Source organism: Geobacillus proteiniphilus, assembly GCF_001908025.1.
Taxonomy (GTDB): Bacteria; Bacillota; Bacilli; order Bacillales; family Anoxybacillaceae; genus Geobacillus; species Geobacillus proteiniphilus.
In genome coordinates this window covers 31417-50429 of the sequence record NZ_MQMG01000004.1, presented here as the reverse complement: position 1 = coordinate 50429, position 19013 = coordinate 31417, and the positions used below count along the sequence as shown (strand labels likewise).

Sequence of the window (19013 nt, the reverse complement as noted above, 5' to 3'; positions counted from 1 at the left end):
AACGAGCCGGCCTATTCGCCAGCTCGTTTCCTGCTTATAACACATTGAAATACCTCGCTTCCGGATGGGCGAAGACGATCGCCGAAACCGATGCTTCGGGCTCCATCATGTAGCCGTCGGTGAGGCGGATGCCGACATCTTCCGGATGAAGCAGGCGAAACAGCTTCTCTTGGTCTTCCAAGTTCGGACAGGCCGGGTAGCCGAACGAATAGCGCTGGCCTTGGTATTTGGCGGCGAAGCGCTCTTCCATCGTGAAATCCGGGTCGTCCGGGAAGCCCCAACGGTCGCGCATAATTTGGTGGATTCGTTCGGCGAATCCTTCGGCAATCTCGAGCGCCAACGCTTGGATGGCATGGCTTTTCAAAAATTCGCCTTCTTCCTTCCAGCGCTGGGCGAGTTCGCGGACGCCATGCCCGGCGGTGACGGCGAACAAGCCGACGTAATCCATTTCGCCGCTTTCTTTCGATTTCAAATAATCGGCGAGGCAAAGATACGGCGCCCGCGGTTGGCGCGGGAAGTCGAACGTCTCGAGCACTGTTTTGCCGTCAGTCGGATCGTAAATGTAAACCCGGTTGCCGTCGCTTTGCGCCGGGAAGAAGCGGTAGACGCCGGCGGGCTGAATCCAGCGGTGCTCTTTCGCTTCGGCGAGCAGTTCGTCGACGACCGCTTTTAACGCCAACGCTTTTTCGTCTTTCTCTTCAAGCAGCCGTTTCACTTTTCCTTTCAAGCCGAGGTGGTGGCCGAGCACCATTTGCCAGTTGACGTACGGCAAAATGTGGTCAAGCGGCACATTTCGCAGCACGTGGCGCTCGAGATCGGCCGGGATGTAGACCGGCACATCGGTCGAGACGGTCGATTTGACCGCTGTGACCACAGTCGTTTGCCGCGTTGGCTCGCTTTCGGCCGTTTCTTTTTTCTTGTAGTCAATCTCGCCCTGCTGGATTTGGTTGGCAAGGGCGAGCCCGTCCATGGCGTCTTTCGCGTACAGAACCACGCCGTCATATTCAGGCGCGATTTTGTTTTCAGTAAATTTGCGCGTCAAGGCGGCGCCGCCGACTAAAATCGGGGTCGAGATGCCGGCTTGGCGCAAGTCTTGGGCGGTGACGACCATCTGTTGGGCCGATTTCACAAGCAAGCCCGACAACCCGATGATGTCCGGCTGATGTTCGCGCACCGCTTCAATAAGTTGCTGCGGAGCGACTTTAATGCCAAGGTCGATTACCTCGTAGCCGTTGTTGCTTAAAATGATGTCGACCAAGTTTTTGCCGATGTCATGCACATCGCCTTTGACGGTGGCGAGAATGACTTTTCCTTTTGTGCTTCCTTCTTTCTTTTCCATATACGGCTCTAAAAAGGCGACCGCTGCTTTCATCACTTCCGCGCTTTGCAATACTTCAGCGACGATGAGCTGGTTGTTGTTGAACAGCCGCCCGACTTCATCCATGCCGGCCATGAGCGGGCCGTTGATGATGGACAGCGGATCGGAGTAGGTCTCAAGCGCCTTTTCCAAATCGGGAATGAGCCCGTCCTTCGACCCTTCAATGACGTAGCGGGCGAGCCGCTCTTCCAAGCTCAAGTTCGTCTGCGCCGGTTTGGCGGCGGTGATTTTGCTTCGGTAAAATTCGATAAAGGCGTTTAATGTTTCGTCGTTTGTGTCAAAAAGAAGCGCCTCAGCCATTCGCACTTCCTCTTCCGGAATCGAGGCGAACCGCTCCAATTTCTCGGTGTTGACGATGGCGTAATCGAGCCCGGCTTGCGTGCAATGGTACAAAAAGACGGAGTTGAGCACCTCGCGTCCGGCCGGCGGCAAGCCGAACGAGACGTTGCTGATTCCAAGCATCGTCAAGCAATGAGGCAGCCGCTCTTTAATGAGGCGGATGCCCTCAATGGTTTCTTTCGCCGCGCCGATGTATTGCTCATCGCCGGTGCCGACCGGGAAGACGAGCGGGTCGAAAATGATGTCGCGCTCGGGGACGCCGTAGCGGTTCACCAGCAAGTCATACGAACGCAAGGCGATCTCAAGTTTCCGCTCCGCGGTGACGGCCATCCCTTGTTCATCGATCGTGCCGACGACGACGGCGGCGCCGTATTTGTGCAAGAGAGGAACGACTTTCGCAAACCGCTCCTCGCCGTCTTCCAAGTTGATCGAGTTAATGATCGCTTTTCCTTGCGAATAGGTGAGGGCGCGTTCAATGACGCGCTCGTCGGTCGAGTCGATGACGAGCGGCACTTTCACTTTTTTCACGACTTCGCGGACGAACTGTTCCATGTCATAGAGTTCGTCGCGGTCCGGGTCGGCCAAGCAAATGTCGATGACATGGGCGCCGTTTTTCACTTGGGCGCGGGCGATTTCCGTCGCTTCTTCGTACTTGCCTTCGGCGATGAGGCGCTTGAATTTGCGCGAACCGATGACGTTTGTCCGCTCGCCGACAAAGAGCGGGCGCATCGTTTCATCATAAATGAGCGCATCGATGCCCGAGACGGCGTGCACATCAAACGAAGACGGGATTGCCCGCGGTGGAAGATCACGCACCGCTTCGGCAATGGCGCGAATATGGTCGGGCGTCGTGCCGCAGCACCCGCCGACGATGTTGATCCATCCCTTTTCGGCAAAGCGGCGGATTTTCTCCGCCAGCATATTCGGCGTTTCATGATAGTGACCTTCCTCATCCGGCAGCCCGGCGTTCGGGTAGCAGCTGACCGCCGTGTCAGCGAGCGAGGCGAGCGTGCGCAAATGGTCGGTCATAAACTCCGGGCCGGTTGCGCAGTTTAAGCCGACGGCGATCGGCTTCATATGGCGCACAGAGATGAAAAACGCATCGATCGCCTGCCCGGCAAGCGTCGTGCCCATCGGTTCGATCGTGCCGGAAATCATGAGCGGCACGCGGCGGCCGACCGCTTCAAACGCCTTAGAAATGCCGAGAAAACCGGCTTTGACATTCAACGTATCTTGGCACGTCTCGAGCAGGAGAAGGTCGACGCCTCCTAAGAGCAGTCCGCGCGCTTGTTCTTCGTAGGCGGCGACGAGTTCATCAAACGTTGCACCGCCTGTAACCGACAACGTTTTCGTCGTCGGGCCCATCGAACCGGCGACAAAGCGCGGCCAGTCCGGGGTGGAGAACGACTCAGCCGCTTGTTTGGCGAGCTTGGCCGCTTCGATGTTCAGTTCAAGCGCCAAATGACCGAGGCCATATTCGTCAAGCACGATGCGTGTCGCCCCGAACGTGTTCGTTTCAATGATATCAGCGCCGGCGTCCAAGTACGCTTCATGAATGCGGTGGATGACATGCGGGGCGGTCAATGTCAAATATTCGTTGCACCCTTCATACGCCTCGCCGCCAAAGTCGGCGGCCGATAAGTCGGCGCTTTGGATCATCGTGCCCATCGCGCCGTCGATGACAAGAATTTTTTTCTTCAGCTGCTGTTCTAAGGTGACCTTAGCCATGAACAACCTTCCTTTCTTTCGCGGCCGCTTCTTTTTCGTGAATGTAGCGGACAAGCTCGACCGTCATGTCATAGCGCAAAAACGGCGTGATCAAATAAATGCCGTTAAACAAATCGAACGCAGCGTCAATGAGCGATTTGGCGATGGCGATCCCTTCGCGCGCTGCTTGCACCGGGTCGTCGCCGCAGGCGGCCATGCGGGCGCGAATCTCATCGGAAAGGGTGATCCCCGGCACTTCATGATGCAAAAACTCGGCGTTGCGCGCGCTCACAAGCGGCATAATGCCGATGTAAATCGGCGTGTCAAGATGCTTTGTCGCTTCGTACACTTCAACGATTTTCTCTTCCGAGTAAATCGGCTGGGTCAAGAAATAATGGGCGCCGCATTGGATTTTTTTCTCCATCCGCTCGACCGCTTTATCCAAATGGCGGACGTTCGGGTTGAACGCTGCGCCGATCGAGAAGTTCGTTTTTTGCCCAAGCGGTTTGCCCGAGTACGACAGCCCTTCGTTAAACTGGCGGATCAAGCGGATCAAATCGAACGATGATAAATCATACACCGACGTCGCCCCTGGGAAGTCGCCGATTTTCGACGGGTCGCCGGTAATGGCGAGCACGTCGGTGATGCCGAGCGTATGCAAGCCCATCAAATGCGACTGCAAGCCGATCAAATTGCGATCGCGGCATGTAATATGCACAAGCGGGCGGATGCCGAGCCGCTCCTTGATGATCGTGGCGACAGCGGCGTTGCTGATGCGCGGCGTGGCGAGCGAGTTGTCGGCCAACGTCAGCGCATCGATGCCGGCGTCATGGAGCGCTTTCGCCCCGGCAAGAAACTTGTCAATCCCCAATTTTTTCGGCGGATCCAGCTCCACAATGACCGAGCGGCGCGTGCGGGCAAGCTCGGGAAGGGGAGATGGGGCGGGCCGCTCCGCTTGCACTGATACAGACACCGCGCGCCGTTTCACCGTTTTTTCCGTCACCGGCGTTCGGTCGGAGAGCGCTTTTGCCATCGCTTCGATATGTTTCGGCGTCGTGCCGCAGCACCCGCCGATCAAGCGCACCCCTTGGTCGCGGAACGCTTTGGCCGTTTCCTCGAAATATTCAGCGTTCGTCTCATAGACAAGCCGCCCATCGCGGTAATCCGGAAGGCTGGCGTTCGGATACGCCGACAAAAAGGCGCGTTCCGGCAATGGCACTTCCTCGAGCGACCGAAGCATATGATACGGACCGAGACGACAGTTCAGTCCGACGACATCGGCCCCGAGCGCCTCTAGGCGGGCAAGGGCGTCCGCGAGCGGCGTGCCATCTTGCAAGACGCCGACTTCATGGAGCGAGACGTGAGCGATAAGCGGCAAGTCGGTCTCTTTGCGGGCGATGGCAAGCACCGTCTCCAACTCTTCCAAATCGTAATACGTCTCCAGCAGCACGCCGTCGACCCCTTCAGCCAGCAGGACAAACAGCTGCTCGCGAAACGTCCGCTTCACTTCTTCGAGCGTGACGACGCTTTTGTTTAACGTGCGCAGCCCTCCGATCGTCCCGAGCACGTATGCCCGTCCGTTTGCCGCTTGCCTGGCGAGCCGCACCGCCGCGCGGTTGATGGCCGGCACCTCATCTTCAAGGCCGTAGCGGGCGAGTTTGACGTAGTTGGCGCCGTATGTATTCGTCTGAATGACGTCGGCGCCTGCGGCGATATACGCCTCGTGAATATGAACGATTTCATCTGGATTGGATAGATTCAATTCTTCAAAACAACGGTCAATGCCGTGCGAATATAGAAGCGTCCCCATCGCTCCGTCAGCGATGAGAATGCGTTCTTTCAACTCATCCAGCAATCCCACGTTCGATTCCCCCGTTTCTCCGTAGTAAAAGAAAAAAGCCTTCTAAGAAGAAGACTTTTCATTCGCTTCTTCTTATCTTCCAGGCTTCCGCCTGTCTGGATTTAGCACCTTGGCCGCGGGCCAGGTTGCTGAGGGTTCACCGGGCCAGTCCCTCCCCCTCTCTTGATAAGAATATCCGTATGCAATTGTGCGGTAGCGTTTTGATGATTACTATATAATTTAATGTATTTTTCGAAATTATTCAATACGGTGAAGCAAGGAAATTTCAAAAAAGAATTTCTCGGATCAAGGGAGAAGCGCTTTCCCACATCGGGGGCAAAATTGGAAATTGTGCTGCACATGCCCGCCGCAATGAGGGCAATGCTTGTTTGGCTGTTTATGGCTTCCAAATCGGACGTTCAGCGGGTCGGGCTCTTCCTCGCTGTCGACAATGTCCAATAAGGACATGCGTTGTTTTCCCGTCGCATTTTTGTAATGGTAAAACGCTTGAAATACGCCGATGGCGATGACGACAAGGCCGAAAAACGGAAAAAAGTGGGCGGCGGGAAACGGCGAGTCCGCGGTGATGGAGAATGCCATCACCATCCAAAAGATGCCGAACAACACAGCGGCGATGCTGCCGAAGAGTCCTTGCATCGACGGGCCGCGGCCGGGTTTAATGCTTTTCAATTTCATTCCTCCCTAACAGAATTCATAGATATATTATAATAGAAAAAATTGGTTTTTGCCATGTTCAATAGAAACGTTTGAGCAGATAGAGGCCAAAATATTAGACTTTTCATTGGATTCATTTTCCGCTCCCTTGATTATGTCTGACAGACAAGCTTCTGTAAGAGAGGAAAACGGGCGGTATGTTGCCTTATCAATTGCATCGTCGACCATTTTTCGCTTCTTAAGCATTGGCATGGGTGGGAAGACCGTTCAACGATCGTTTTGTCATTGCACTTTCATTGTCTCTATGTTCTAATTAGGAATGATGGAGATGAAGAAGACGGGGGGCTGGAAGTGAACGGGGAAGAGATCATCCGCTTCGAGCGAGTGACAAAGGAATACGACGGCATGGTGGTATTGGATGATGTGAGTTTTGCGATGGAGCGCGGGAAGTTTTATACGCTGCTTGGCCCGTCAGGGTGCGGGAAGACGACGATTTTGCGGCTGATTGCGGGGTTTATCGAACCGACGCAAGGAACGATTTATTTCCATGGAAAGCCGATTCATCACGTCCCGCCGAACAAGCGGCAAGTCAATACCGTTTTTCAAGATTACGCCTTGTTCCCGCATTTGGACGTATTTGAAAATGTCGCCTTTGGCTTGCGCATTAAAAAAATGAAAGAAGCGGACATCCGCCAAAAAGTGAGCGAAGCGCTCCGGTTTGTCAACTTGGAAGGCTATGAGCGCCGCCGCATTCAAGAGATGTCCGGCGGTCAGCGCCAGCGCGTCGCGATTGCGCGGGCGATTGTGAATGAGCCAGAAGTTTTGCTCTTGGATGAGCCGCTATCGGCCTTGGATTTGAAGCTGCGCACGGAAATGCAGTACGAATTGCGTGAGCTCCAACGCCGATTGGGCATTACGTTTATTTTTGTCACGCATGATCAAGAAGAAGCGCTGGCGATGTCCGATTACATTTTTGTTCTGAATAAAGGTAAAATTCAGCAATTTGGGACACCAAAAGAGATTTACGATGAACCAATCAACCGGTTTGTCGCCGATTTTATCGGTGAATCGAACATTTTATCGGGGCGCATGATCGAAGATTTTCTGGTCGAGTTCACGGGCAAGCGGTTTGAGTGTGTCGACCGCGGTTTTGCGCCTAACGAACCGGTCGACGTCGTCATCCGCCCGGAAGATTTGGAACTCGTGGCGCCGGGAGACGGCCAGATTGTCATTCGTGTTGATTCGCTCTTATTCCGAGGCGTCCATTACGAAATTTGCGGCTACGATGAAAACGGCAACGAATGGCTTGTCCATTCGACGAAAAAGGCGGAAGTCGGGGAAACGGTCGGCCTTCGTTTTGAACCGGAAGCGATTCACGTCATGCGAGTCGAAAGGGAGGATGAGGGCGCATGACGGAACGGGCGTGGCGGAACTGGTATTTAGTCCCTTATGGCATTTGGTTGGTGTTGTTTGTCATCGCTCCGATCGTCTTTTTATTATATGAATCGTTTTTGGATATAGACGGACATTGGACGGTGGCGAATTATGAAAAAGTGTTGACGCCCATTTATTTGAAAATGATGGCGTATTCGTTTTGGTACGCGTTTTTGATTACCCTTGTGTCGCTGTTGATTGGCTATCCAACCGCCTATTGGCTGACAAAGACGAGGCACAAGCAGTTATGGCTGTTGTTGCTTATTTTGCCGATGTGGGTGAATTTGCTGCTGAAGGTGTATGCGTTTTTAGGGCTGTTCGGCACGTACGGGTTGGCCAACGCTCTGTTGCAGACGCTCGGCGTCGGGCCGCGGCAGCTGTTGTTTACCGATTTCAGCTTTGTGTTTGTATCGGTGTACATTTTTATTCCGTTTATGGTGCTGCCGATTTTTAATGCTCTTGAAGAATTGCCGCCGTCACTCATTGATGCCGCCCGCGATTTGGGCGCTTCGGCTTGGACGACGTTCCGCCGCGTCGTCTTCCCGCTCACGCTTGGCGGGGTGAAGGCCGGCTGCCAAGCGGTGTTCATCCCGGCGCTGTCATTGTTTATGATTACGCGCCTTGTCGCAGGCAACCGCGTCATTACGCTTGGCACCGCTATTGAGCAGCACTTCCTTGTCACGCAAGATTGGGGGATGGGGGCGACGATCGCGGTTGTTTTAATGGCGGCGATGGCCGTCATTGTCGTCCTGACAGGAACCGGAAGGAAAGAGGGAAGCCGATGAAACGGACGCATTGGTGGGGGCGCGTGTATCTTTTGATTGTGTTTGCCGTGATGTATACGCCGATTGTGTATTTGATGTATTATTCGTTCAACAGCGGCGGAGCGATGCACGATTTTCAATCGTTCACCTTGGAATGGTACCGCGATGTATTGTCGGACGATCGATTGTTGATGATCGTGCTGAATACGCTTGTCATCGCCTTATTGTCCGCGGCGATCGCGACGATTTTAGGCGTCATTGGGGCATTGGCCATTTACTATGTCAAGCGGCAGCGGACGAAAAACGCCCTTCTTGCCCTCAACAACGTGCTGATCGTCAGCCCGGATGTCATCATCGGCGCTTCGTTTTTGCTGCTGTTTACGGTGGCCGGCATCAAGCTTGGGTTTACGTCCGTGCTGTTGTCTCATATTGCTTTTAGCGTGCCGATTGTCGTGTTGATGGTGCTGCCGAAACTCGAGGAAATGAGCCCGACGCTGATTGATGCGGCTAGAGATTTAGGAGCAGGGCCTTGGCAAGTGCTGTCAAGCGTCGTGCTGCCGTTTTTGGCGCCAAGCATATGGGCGGGCTTTTTCATGGCGCTTACGTATTCGCTCGATGACTTTGCCGTGACGTTTTTTGTCACGGGAAATGGTTTCTCGACTCTATCGGTGGAAATTTATTCGCGGGCGCGCCAGGGCATTTCCTTATCGATCAATGCGCTGTCGACGCTGCTATTTTTATTTACGATGCTGCTTGTCATCGGTTATTATGTGCTCAGCCAAAAAGGCGGCCGAATGTACGGGATAGGGGGGCGAAAGTAGGTGAAACGGCTTGTCCAAGGGTTTGCGGCCGTGTTCATCGCGGCGTTCGTCCTCATGTTCATCACCCACCGGTTGAACGAAGCGGAAGGGTACGGCGGAGGCAAAACGGTGACCGTTTACAACTGGGGCGATTACATCGACCCTGCGCTCATTCGAGAGTTTGAAAAAGAGACAGGGTGGAAAGTGATTTACCAAACGTTCGATTCCAACGAGGCGATGATGGCGAAAATCGCCCAAGGCGGGGCGACGTTTGATGTCGCCGTTCCATCGGACTACGCCATCAGCAAAATGATCGAGGAAAACCTGCTGTTGCCGCTCGATCACGACAAGCTGCCGAATTTACAATATATCGAACCGCGGTTCCTCAACTTGCCGTTTGACCCGCACAACCGGTATTCAGTGCCGTATTTTTGGGGAACGGTCGGCATCGTCTACAACCGCGAGATGCTTGGCGGCAAGACAATCACAAGCTGGAACGACTTATGGGATCCGGACTTGCGCAATCAAATTTTGCTTGTCGATGGGGCGCGGGAAGTGATGGGGATGGCGTTAAACAGCCTCGGCTATTCGCTTAACGATACGAACAAAGCCCATTTGCAAGAAGCAAAGCGGAAACTCGATCGACTCATGCCGAATGTGAAGGCGATTGTCGGCGATGAAATCAAGCTGCTTCTCGCTAATGAAGAGGCGGCCATTGGCGTCGTTTGGTCGGGTGATGCGGCGGAAATTATTTCCGAAAACGACAAGCTCGACTATGTCGTGCCGAAAGAAGGATCCAACCTATGGTTTGACAACATGGTCATTCCGAAAACAGCGAAAAACATCGAAGGAGCGCACGCGTTTATCAATTTTATGCTCGACCCGAAACACGCGGCGCAAAACGCCGAGTATGTCGGCTATTCGACGCCGAATAAAAAGGCGCTTGCCTATTTGCCAAAAGACATCGCGGGCGATCGGCGCTTTTACCCCGATTTGGATTCAGCAGGGCATCTCGAAGTGTACGAAAACTTAGGAAAGCGAATGCTCGCCTACTACAACGAGCTGTTTTTGGAGTTTAAGATGCAGCAAAAATAAACAAACGAAGCAGCGTTCTATCGGCGAAGCGAGCGTACGCCTTCATTCACGAGGGTTGGCGCTCGCTTTCTCATTTCTCCTTCTCCTGCAGAAAATCAGGAGGATTTCTCATCCGGGATGTCGAATGAGTGCTTAAAACATAAGGTTGTTGAGCAATAAAATGCAGATGGCCAATAAGGGGGCACGAGGATGAACATTCATAAGTTCGTGATGCCCGAAGTGATTTTTGGTAACGGTTCCATTCATCAAGTAGGGGAAAGTTGTCTAAGGCTTGGTGCGACAAATGTGTTGATTGTCAGCGATCCAGGTGTTACGGAAGCTGGTTGGCTCGATGTTGTCATTAAGAGTTGCAGGCAAGTAGGATTAAAATACACGACATTTTGTGATGTAACAATAAATCCAAAGGACGAAGAAGTAAAAAAAGGCTGTGAAGCATATCTTGAGAATGAATGCGATGCTATCATTGGAATCGGTGGAGGCAGTTCTATTGATGCCGCAAAGGCTGTCGCCATTCTTGCTACAAACGGGGGACAAATTCATGAATATGAGGGAGTGGATAAAATTCAATTGCCCCTTCCTCCTCAAGTGATGGTTCCAACAACAGCAGGGTCAGGATCAGAAGTATCCCAATTTTCTGTTATTGTTAATACAAAAGAGAAAAAAAAGATGACGATCATTTCCCGATCTCTTATTCCTGATATTGCAATTATTGATCCAGAAACATTGTCGACAAAAAGCGCTCATTTAACTGCCTCAACAGGATTAGATGTTTTAACGCATGGCATTGAGGCGTATGTAAGTCTAGCAGCTACACCGCTTACAGACGTTCAAGCTCAAAACGCTATTTCTTTAGTAGGAAAATATTTGCGCCCTTCTGTCGCCTCTAAAATCAACCAAGAGGCAAAAACCAATATGGCAATGGCGAGTTTGCAGGCAGGATTGGCTTTTTCTAACGCGATTTTAGGCGCTGTTCATGCAATGTCCCATGCTGTCGGGGGAAGGTATCCTCTTCTTCATGGGGATATAAACTCTATATTGCTTCCGCATGTGATGGAGTTCAATCTGTTGGCGAATCCGAAAAAATTTGCTGATATTGCTTGTTTTCTCGGAATGGATACTCGTGGCATGTCTTATATGGAAGCGGGAAGAAAAACAATTGAATATGTAAAACAATTGGCAGAGGATATTGGGGTGCCACAGCGATTATCTGATATAGGAGTGAAACAAGAAGAAATACGGAAAATGAGTTTGGTTGCCTTTCATGACGCATGTATGATCACCAACCCTCGTGATATCACTGTAGAAGAAATTGAAGGAATATTCAGAAAGGCGTGGTAAACAAAATGAATGACCGGCAACAGCTCATTAGCCTTTTAACAGGAGTTCAATCTTCGAAAAAAAGTTATTACACAGAATTAAAAAAGATGGTGATAGAGTTAAAAAAGAAAAATATGCAGTTGGAGATTATTAATGATATTACCAAAAGTTTTAATATTGATATGTCAATGGATGAAATGTTAAAAAATAGTATAGATAAATTGAAAACAATTTTTCCAGTGGAACGAATCAGCTTATCGTTATGTGAAAATCATAAATTAGTGTTAACAAATGTATATCCCGCTCACTCTTTGTATTTTCCTATTGGTTTTGTTTTGCCAAAAGAGCGATCGCTCTATTGGCAAGTCATACAATCGCTCGAAAAAATTTTTTATCAAATAGAAGAAGACGAAGATTTGTATGTCGAAGTAGCTGTATATAACGCCTTGGGAATTCGCAGCGTGTTATTGATCCCCCTTATTAGCAAAGGGAAGGTGATCGGGGTACTGAGTATAGGAAGCAAGGAAAAAGTGGTGTATGATGAAGATGATCTGTCCTTTTTTCAGCAATTTTGCGACCAACTGGCAGTTTGCATTGAAAATGCCCGTCTTTATAATGAAGTACTTACCAGTAAAAAAGAATGGGAAGAAACGTTCCGTGCTGTTTCAGAAATGATATTCCTCATCGACCTAGAAGGGAATGTTTTGCGATATAACGATGCAGCTAACGAATTTTTTCAAGGTGACTTGTATAAAAAGGATATATGTAAATTGTTATCAATCAATCCGAAGGAAAGCCCGATCGTGGAAATTTTAGAAACAAAAAAACCTGTTCATCGGCGTATTCACATCCAACAGCGGGTATGTGAATTGCGTTCTTATCCCGTCTTAAATGAAAAACAAAATATGTACGCTGTTATTATGTATCTCAATGACATTACTGAAAAATTGCAGATTGAAGCCCAACTTGTTCAATCAGGAAAGTTAGCTGCAATTGGGGAAATGGCTGCTGGAATTGCGCACGAATTGAATAACCCTCTCACCGCCATTCTTGGCAATGCCCAACTGTTGTTGAGGTCTTTTTCAAAAGATGATCGTATATATAAACTGCTATTTGATATTTATTCATGCGGGAAGCGTTGTAAAACTATTATTCAAAATTTATTAACATTTTCAAGGCAAGATGAATATAGATTCGAGGACTGTTCTATAAATGATGCCGTTGAACAAGTATTAGGGTTAATTGGTGATCAAATTTGTAAACAAAATATTATTATTCAAAAAAGATTAGACGTTTCCATTGAATTGATTGAGGGAAACGTACAACAGATAAGCCAAATAGTTTTAAATTTATTAATAAATGCTAAAGATGCGCTTGAAGAGATAGATATTCCAGAGAAAATCATTGTTATAGAAACAAAGTCGATCGTTGAAGCTGGAGAGCATTGGGTTGTTCTATCGGTTCGTGACAACGGAAAAGGAATAGAAGAACAATATTTACAGGAGATTTTTAATCCATTTTTTACAACGAAGAGGCCAGGGAAGGGAACCGGACTTGGGCTGTCTGTCAGTTTAGGGATTGCTGAGGCGCACGGTGGAACGATTGAGGTGGTCAGCGAACTTGGTAAAGGAAGTGAGTTTATATTAAAACTTCCAAAAAAGAAATAAGGGGGGAGATGAGTGGGGAATATTTTAGTTATTGATGATGAAAGGGAAGTTGGGACGTTTTTCCAACATTTATTAGAAGGAAGAGGGAACAAGGTTAAGCTTGGATTTAGTGGGGAAGATTTTTTTCAGTTGATTCAACAATACAAGTTTGATCTTGCTTTCATCGATGTGAAACTTCCAGATGCAAATGGTTTAAATTTATTAAAACAGTTAAAACGCTCATGTCCTTCTTGTAAAGCTGTTGTAATGACAGGCTATAGCACAGTAAAGACAGCGGTTGAAGCGATTAAACATGGAGCAAACGACTATATTGAAAAGCCGTTTGACGATATTGAACAGTTAGAGCGATTAATCGATGAATTATTAAGTGATGGTCCTCTTTCATCCCAAGATGATATGTATAAGCTGGCTGAGACGCTCGGTTTCATTGTTGGAACAAATAAAGAGATGAATGATTTGCTTAAATTGGCTTATAAAATTGCGAAAAAAAATGTGAACGTGTTGATTGAAGGAGAGACGGGGACTGGAAAAGAAGTGCTCGCTCATTTTATCCACAACGCGAGCATGCGCTATGACCAGCCTTTTATTGGGGTGAATTGTGGCGCTGTTTCGGAAACACTGTTAGAAAGCGAATTGTTTGGACATGAAAAAGGAGCGTTCACAGGAGCGGTAAAGGAGAAAAAGGGGATTTTTGAAATTGCTAACCGTGGCACGTTATTTTTAGATGAAATTGGAGAAGCGTCTCTCGCGACGCAAGTAAAACTGTTAAGAGTGCTAGAAACAGGGGAGTATATTCGCGTCGGGGGTGAAACGATCCGCAAAACGAATACACGCATTATTGCTGCTTCGCATGTCAATCTGGCAAAAGCGGTCGAGGAGAAGACGTTTAGAGAGGATTTATTATATAGATTAGATGTTGTGAAACTTACCATTCCTCCGCTTCGAGAGCGGCTCGAAGATCTTCCAATTTTGATTGATTATTTTTTAAAAAAACTAAATACACCTCTATCGTTTTCAGAGGACTGTATTTCCCGTATGAAACAGTATCATTGGCCGGGGAATGTGAGAGAATTGTATAATGTTGTTAAAAGGGCGGTAACTCTAGCGGAAGGAGAAACAGAGGTGATCACCGTTGATTATTTGCCGGAGAAGCTTAAGGTTCCGTTGCATTTAGGGCAAGTATCGAATAACAAGCGAAGTACAAAAGATGAAGTAGAAGACTTAGAAGCTTATTTGCAAAAATGGATGAATGGTGTGCTAGCACTATGGAAAAACAGTGATCGATTAGATCTTGAACAAGTAATATCTTCAGTGAAAGAACTAGAAACTAAAATCGGCCGATCTTTTGTAATGAAAATGTTAAAAGAAACGTTAGGAAATCGTAAAGAAGCAGCAGATCGATTAAATATCAGCGTACGAACATTGAGATATTTATTAAAAGAAAAAGGAGCTGATCCAAAAGCGTAAACGACTTTCGGATCAGCTTTTTGTTGCTTGATTGATCAGAAAAATCCTAATGGTTTTGGATTGTAGCTAACGAGTAAATTTTTCGTTTGTTGATAGTGCGCTAACATCATATGATGGGTTTCACGGCCGATCCCAGATTGTTTGTATCCTCCAAAAGCAGCATGGGCCGGATAAGCATGGTAGCAATTTGTCCAAACTCTTCCTGCCTGAATGCCTCTTCCGAAACGGTAAGCCAAGTTGATGTTTCTCGTCCATACCCCGGCACCAAGGCCGTACAACGTATCATTAGCGATCTCCAAAGCTTCCTGTTCATCTTTAAATGTTGTCACTGAGACTACTGGACCGAAAATTTCTTCTTGGAAAATACGCATTTTATTATGTCCTTTAAATACGGTTGGCTTGATATAATACCCGTTTTCGAATCCAGGGATTATGTTTTTTTCGCCGCCAATTAGGCATTCGGCGCCCTCTTGTTTTCCAATATCAATGTATGCAAGAATTTTTTCCATTTGTTCTGCTGAAGCTTGTGCTCCCATCATTGTGCTTGTATCAAGTGGATTTCCTGTTCGAATCTTTTTCACGCGTTCAAGAGCGCGCTCCATAAATTCGTCATAAATGGACTCATGGATGAGAGCACGAGAAGGGCACGTACAAACCTCGCCCTGGTTTAAAGCGAACATGACAAATCCTTCAATCGCTTTATCTAAAAAGTCATCGTCTTTTTCCATTACATCGGGAAAGAAGATGTTTGGGGATTTGCCGCCCAATTCCAGTGTAACAGGAATAATATTTTGTGAAGCGTACTGCATAATCAGCCGCCCTGTCGTTGTTTCACCGGTAAATGCGATTTTGGCGATACGTGGACTAGAAGCTAATGGTTTGCCAGCTTCTAATCCGAACCCGTTGACAACATTGAGCACTCCAGGCGGCAACAGATCACCAATCAACTCCATAAGCACCATAATCGATGTTGGAGTTTGTTCAGCTGGTTTTAGCACAATGCAGTTTCCGGCAGCAAGCGCAGGAGCAATTTTCCATGCTGCCATCAATAATGGAAAATTCCATGGGATAATTTGCCCGACAACGCCGAGTGGTTCATAAAAATGGTACGCGATCGTATCGTCGTCAATTTGGCTGATTGTTCCTTCTTGAGCGCGTATGGCTCCAGCGAAATAACGAAAATGATCGATGGCTAAAGGAAGGTCAGCGTTTAATGTTTCACGGATTGGTTTGCCGTTATCCCATGTTTCGGCAACCGCTAACATTTCTAAGTTTTCTTCCATTCGATCAGCGATTTTATTTAAAATCAACGCTCTGTCAGCCGGTGATGTTTTTCCCCAAGCTTCTTTTGCCGCGTGTGCTGCATCTAACGCCAATTCAATATCCTCAGCCTGCGAGCGTGCTACTTCACAAAATACTTCTCCTGTTATGGGTGTAATATTTTGGAAATATCGACCCGAAATAGGCGGTATCCATTCTCCGTTAATATAGTTATCGTATCTTGTTTTGAACTGAACTTTTGCATCTTTTTCGCCTGGTTTGCTGTAAATCATTTGCATCCTCCTTGTGTCATAAAGTTTCAGAAAGATGTTTAAATTAAGCTATTTTCCATTCAGATATACTCTTATGGCCATTGCGTCTTATAAAGTAGCTGCTCTTAGGGGAGGGGGAATCGTCCCCTAAGAGCTTGATATAATAGGCACCGTAATGTTTTCTAGAAAGCAGATGATAGGCGTTGTGGTGGAACAGGTCGATTTCTCAAAATGGGAAACCTTATGATATCAATCCACTCCTAAACCAAAAACAGACAATGCCGAAAAAATCGCTATTTTCCATCGTTCCTCTAGGAAATTTAGGGTTGTTCTTCTGCTGCTTTGTGTTACATTGTTAAAACAACGCGGCCATTGATTTGACCTTTTTCCATCCGTTCAAATACTTCGTTAATTTTTTCTAATGGTACCGCTTCCACAATAGGGCGAACTTTTCCGCGTGCGGCGAAATCTAGAGCTTCTTGCATATCTTTTCGTGTACCGACGATCGAACCTTTTATCGTAACGCCATTTAATACAGTGTCAAAAATAGGAATCGGCAGTTCATCGTGAGGCAGTCCAACTATGACAAGGCAGCCGCCGCGTCGCACGGATTGATAAGCTTGTTCGAACGCTTTTTTCGTTACAGCAACGCTAATAGCCGCTTGTACTCCGCCTACTTTTTCACGAATGGCTGCTACAGGGTCTTCTTGCAATCCATTGATCGTAATATCAGCACCCAACTTTGCCGCAAGTTCTGCCTTTTCATCACTGATATCAACAGCAACAACATTTAATCCCATTGCCTTGGCATATTGAAGAGCAATATGGCCCAATCCCCCGATTCCATAAATAGCGACCCATTCGCCAGGCTTGGCATTTGAAACTTTTAATGCTTTATACGTTGTGACCCCAGCACAAAGAATAGGAGCAACTTGTACGGGATCGAGGTTTTTAGGAATTCGTGCGACATAATTGGCCGGGGCTTTGCAATATTCTGCATAACTGCCATCGACAGAGTATCCACCGTTTAATTGATGTGGACAAAGTGTTTCTTGACCGCTTAAACAATATTCACATTCACCGCATGCTGAGTATAACCATGGAATGCCAACACGGTCGCCAATTTGGATTGATTTCACTCCCTCACCGATCTCAACAACAATTCCTACCCCTTCATGACCAGGAATAAGTGGAAGTTTCGGTTTTACCGGCCAATCCCCATGAGCCGCATGCAAATCGGTATGGCAGACGCCACAAGCTTCAATTTTCACAAGCACTTCGCCATATCCTAGTTTTGGTTTCTCCACTTCTTCAATTTGAAGTTTTTGCTTGAATTTGTGAACAACGGCGGCTTTCATTTCTCACCATCTCCTTATAAAGTTTTTTGGTTTCGCCTACTATGAAACGCAAAAATCGTGCCAAGTAATAATGGTGAAGAAGAGGGGGTGGTGATAAAGTGAAAGAACATTTAAAACAAGCAAGTTCTCAATTTGAAAAGTCGACTTCCTCAGAATTTGCGAATAAACGGTTGGAAGAAATAAACATGCTTCAACAGCTCCTAAAGAAATTTGATAGGGGAAGCGTGCCAAGATTTCGTCCATTTTCTCCAAATGTTCGGCAATTTTGTTCGAAAATTCGAACTTATCAAATGAGTGTCCCAAAAGAGATAGGACACCTTTTCTTATTGCCGAATAACGCATGAACTCTCTGCTCGAAGATGATTGTGATGAATGTTTGAATATTTGGAAAAAGGAAGAGGGGGAATGGAAAGAGAAGTATAAAATATTACCTCACCTTGATGAAAGGGGTCGGAAACATGCATAAACACTTGCCCATGGAAGAAGATGTGATGGATTTGCTCATCGGTGGTTTTTCCGGAGTGATGTTGGTCGCCATCATAACGGTTGTTTTTCTTTGGCGGAAGGACCGGCTGCATCGTTCCGCATGGCATTGGATGTTTGCTCATTTTCTGCTGTTCTCTATTGCTGCCTACTTTGCATTGAGAGCAATCAAGTTTGACCTTACCCATGTGCAGGCATCCGAAGAAATCTCCCTCCTTCTTGGCAAGGCGGGGCTGGCGTGGGGAGCAGGGATGGTTTGTTTGTTGGTCGGTATTGTGAAACTTTCAAGGCGCTGACTGTGATCCCGATAAGCGATATGATTGGGAAGGAACAACAAGCAACAAAAAGAAGCCATCCACCTTTATCGGTTGACGGTTCCAATAGGTGGATGACGTTTGCATGATGATTCGAATAAGGAGTTGCCTATGTTGTTTTTCGATTTCTTGGTATGGTCAGTGTTTTCCAGTTGTTTGCGTTCAGCTGTTTCGCGATATAGACGATTTGCCCGATATGATACGAATAATGGTACATTTGCCGCTCAATGGCTTCGATGACGGAATGGGGTTCGCCGCGGATCGTGACCGTCCGCAACAAATCCGTTTCTTGCAGTTCGTTCAGCGTCTGAAAGAAAGCAGACCACCCCTTTTCCCAGCAAGCCATGACTTCTTTGCGCGTATGGAAGTCGTTGATAAACTCATCATCGCGGTTTCGGTCCGGTTTTTCCCCATCCGACGACAAAAAGTCTGTCCAGCGCGACACCATATTTCCGCTCATATGTTTGACAATGATGGCGATGCTGTTTGCCTCCTCATGAAAGCAATGGAACAGCTGTTCCTCCGAACATTGGTCCATAGCCCGTTCGGCGGTCTTTTTCATGTCAAGAAAGCGTGCGCGCACCACTCGCAAATATTCTTGGCCGATGTTCATTCACATCCCCCCGTCAAAGAAAGGTCATCTCTTTATATTCGCCATCGATGTCGTGATTTCTTGCCATGTGATGGCAAAAATCAAAAAAGGCAACGCTTTGGGCGGACATGACTCCGAGTCATGTTTTCGAAGCGGGCGAGTGAATAATCAGATAATAGCGGCACTCTTCTTTGCCCGTGTTGATAAATTGATGTTCGCAGGCGGCGTTGTAAATAAAGAGAGTCCCCTTC

Annotated in this window: 15 protein-coding genes and 1 riboswitch; of the genes, 9 read left to right on the top strand and 6 right to left on the bottom strand. The window is 47.9% G+C overall.

Features of this window, described 5'->3' with window-relative positions; translation table 11 throughout:
- Positions 1–34: 34 nt before the first annotated feature.
- The 3 genes from metH to BRO54_RS02670 form a co-directional block, all read right to left on the bottom strand.
- Complete coding sequence (metH, locus tag BRO54_RS02680) at positions 35–3445, bottom strand: methionine synthase (protein ID WP_074043044.1); 3411 nt, start codon at positions 3443–3445, stop codon at positions 35–37.
- Entirely contained in the window at positions 3438–5285 is a 1848-nt protein-coding gene (locus tag BRO54_RS02675; RefSeq protein WP_074043043.1) for a bifunctional homocysteine S-methyltransferase/methylenetetrahydrofolate reductase, read from the bottom strand. The genes metH and BRO54_RS02675 overlap by 8 nt, the downstream gene beginning before the upstream one ends.
- A 69-nt stretch (positions 5286–5354) precedes the next feature.
- A riboswitch (SAM riboswitch) is annotated at positions 5355–5457 on the bottom strand.
- Positions 5458–5570: 113 nt separating this feature from the next.
- Positions 5571–5954 (bottom strand): zinc ribbon domain-containing protein, encoded by a 384-nt coding sequence (locus BRO54_RS02670; RefSeq protein WP_074043070.1) that lies wholly within the window; start codon positions 5952–5954, stop codon positions 5571–5573.
- A 336-nt stretch (positions 5955–6290) separates the two neighbouring features.
- Between BRO54_RS02670 and BRO54_RS02665 the strand changes: the two genes are divergently transcribed.
- The 7 genes from BRO54_RS02665 (at position 6291) to BRO54_RS02635 (ending at position 14483) form a co-directional block, all read left to right on the top strand.
- Positions 6291–7352: an ABC transporter ATP-binding protein gene (locus BRO54_RS02665; protein WP_074043042.1), complete on the top strand. Its 1062-nt coding sequence runs from the start codon at positions 6291–6293 to the stop codon at positions 7350–7352.
- Positions 7349–8158 (top strand): ABC transporter permease, encoded by an 810-nt coding sequence (locus BRO54_RS02660; RefSeq protein WP_074043041.1) that lies wholly within the window; start codon positions 7349–7351, stop codon positions 8156–8158. Before BRO54_RS02665 ends, BRO54_RS02660 begins: the two co-directional genes overlap by 4 nt.
- Positions 8155–8958 carry an ABC transporter permease gene (locus BRO54_RS02655; RefSeq protein ID WP_014195060.1) on the top strand — a complete coding sequence of 268 codons (804 nt, stop codon included), beginning with the start codon at positions 8155–8157 and terminating at the stop codon, positions 8956–8958. The genes BRO54_RS02660 and BRO54_RS02655 overlap by 4 nt, the downstream gene beginning before the upstream one ends.
- A complete protein-coding gene (locus tag BRO54_RS02650; protein ID WP_074043040.1) occupies positions 8959–10032 on the top strand; it encodes an ABC transporter substrate-binding protein in 1074 nt (357 codons plus the stop codon).
- A 189-nt stretch (positions 10033–10221) separates the two neighbouring features.
- Positions 10222–11370, top strand: coding sequence for an iron-containing alcohol dehydrogenase (locus tag BRO54_RS02645; protein WP_011230230.1), 1149 nt, complete (start codon positions 10222–10224; stop codon positions 11368–11370).
- Positions 11371–11375: 5 nt separating this feature from the next.
- A complete protein-coding gene (locus BRO54_RS02640) occupies positions 11376–13016 on the top strand; it encodes a GAF domain-containing sensor histidine kinase (RefSeq protein ID WP_011230231.1) in 1641 nt (546 codons plus the stop codon).
- A 12-nt stretch (positions 13017–13028) separates the two neighbouring features.
- Entirely contained in the window at positions 13029–14483 is a 1455-nt protein-coding gene (locus tag BRO54_RS02635; RefSeq protein ID WP_074043039.1) for a sigma-54-dependent transcriptional regulator, read from the top strand.
- A gap of 35 nt (positions 14484–14518) precedes the next feature.
- On the opposite strand, the gene adh is transcribed toward BRO54_RS02635, so the two are convergent.
- Together adh and adhP are read right to left on the bottom strand one after the other, a co-directional pair.
- Entirely contained in the window at positions 14519–16036 is a 1518-nt protein-coding gene (adh, locus tag BRO54_RS02630; RefSeq protein WP_014195063.1) for an aldehyde dehydrogenase, read from the bottom strand.
- A gap of 326 nt (positions 16037–16362) precedes the next feature.
- Complete coding sequence (adhP, locus tag BRO54_RS02625; protein WP_011230234.1) at positions 16363–17373, bottom strand: alcohol dehydrogenase AdhP; 1011 nt, start codon at positions 17371–17373, stop codon at positions 16363–16365.
- Between the two features lie 98 nt (positions 17374–17471).
- Between adhP and BRO54_RS19260 the strand changes: the two genes are divergently transcribed.
- The gene (locus BRO54_RS19260; protein ID WP_137088699.1) at positions 17472–17717 is read left to right on the top strand and encodes a phospholipase D-like domain-containing protein; all 246 of its coding nucleotides are present in this window, start codon (positions 17472–17474) and stop codon (positions 17715–17717) included.
- 114 nt (positions 17718–17831) lie between these two features.
- A complete protein-coding gene (locus BRO54_RS02615) occupies positions 17832–18152 on the top strand; it encodes a hypothetical protein (RefSeq protein WP_014195066.1) in 321 nt (106 codons plus the stop codon).
- A gap of 127 nt (positions 18153–18279) precedes the next feature.
- Here the strand turns inward: BRO54_RS02615 and BRO54_RS02610 are convergent, their stop codons facing one another.
- The gene (locus tag BRO54_RS02610; protein WP_042381677.1) at positions 18280–18783 is read right to left on the bottom strand and encodes a DUF1572 domain-containing protein; all 504 of its coding nucleotides are present in this window, start codon (positions 18781–18783) and stop codon (positions 18280–18282) included.
- Between the last annotated feature and the right edge of the window lie 230 nt (positions 18784–19013).

Bases quoted from the DNA above. Each gene is read 5' to 3' on its own strand.
- BRO54_RS02645 (WP_011230230.1), top strand. From the start codon at position 10,222: ATGAACATTCATAAGTTCGTGATGCCCGAAGTGATTTTTGGTAACGGT.
- BRO54_RS02660 (WP_074043041.1), top strand. From the start codon at position 7,349: ATGACGGAACGGGCGTGGCGGAACTGGTATTTAGTCCCTTATGGCATT.
- metH (WP_074043044.1), bottom strand. From the start codon at position 3,445: ATGGCTAAGGTCACCTTAGAACAGCAGCTGAAGAAAAAAATTCTTGTC.
- BRO54_RS02655 (WP_014195060.1), top strand. From the start codon at position 8,155: ATGAAACGGACGCATTGGTGGGGGCGCGTGTATCTTTTGATTGTGTTT.
- BRO54_RS02610 (WP_042381677.1), bottom strand. From the start codon at position 18,783: ATGAACATCGGCCAAGAATATTTGCGAGTGGTGCGCGCACGCTTTCTT.
- BRO54_RS02640 (WP_011230231.1), top strand. From the start codon at position 11,376: ATGAATGACCGGCAACAGCTCATTAGCCTTTTAACAGGAGTTCAATCT.
- BRO54_RS02615 (WP_014195066.1), top strand. From the start codon at position 17,832: ATGCATAAACACTTGCCCATGGAAGAAGATGTGATGGATTTGCTCATC.
- adhP (WP_011230234.1), bottom strand. From the start codon at position 17,373: ATGAAAGCCGCCGTTGTTCACAAATTCAAGCAAAAACTTCAAATTGAA.
- adh (WP_014195063.1), bottom strand. From the start codon at position 16,036: ATGATTTACAGCAAACCAGGCGAAAAAGATGCAAAAGTTCAGTTCAAA.